This is a genomic window from Chitinolyticbacter albus, from assembly GCF_024437655.1.
Lineage (GTDB): Bacteria > Pseudomonadota > Gammaproteobacteria > Burkholderiales > Chitinibacteraceae > Chitinolyticbacter > Chitinolyticbacter albus.
The window spans coordinates 1-310 of record NZ_JANBVF010000084.1 but is presented as its reverse complement, the minus strand read 5'-3'; the positions used below and the strand labels follow the sequence as shown (position 1 = coordinate 310).

The following is a 310-nucleotide window of genomic DNA, read 5'->3' as shown; positions in this document are numbered from 1 at the left end:
CGGTGGCGAGGTGGTGCGCTGTGGCGTGGTCACTTCCGCCCAGGCGTTGCCGTCCGATGGCGGCTTTGCCCGGTACCGCCTGATCATCGAGCCGCCGCTGTCGCTGTTGCAGCACCGGCGCACCAGCCGGGTGTTCCAGGACTTGTCGGTGCCCGACATCGTCAAGGCGGTGCTCGACGAGCATATCGGTGCCAATCCGGTATTCGGTGCGACCTTCGCCGTGCAATTCCAGTTGAGCGCGAGCTATGCCCCGCGCTCCTATTGTCTGCAGTACCGCGAATCCGATCTGGCCTTCGTCAGCCGCTTGCTG

1 protein-coding gene is annotated in these 310 nt (G+C 65.2%); it reads left to right on the top strand.

The features are described 5' to 3' along the window. Positions 1 to 310: contractile injection system protein, VgrG/Pvc8 family (locus NLI84_RS18880; protein WP_255992376.1), on the top strand; the 310-nt coding region annotated here is incomplete at both ends.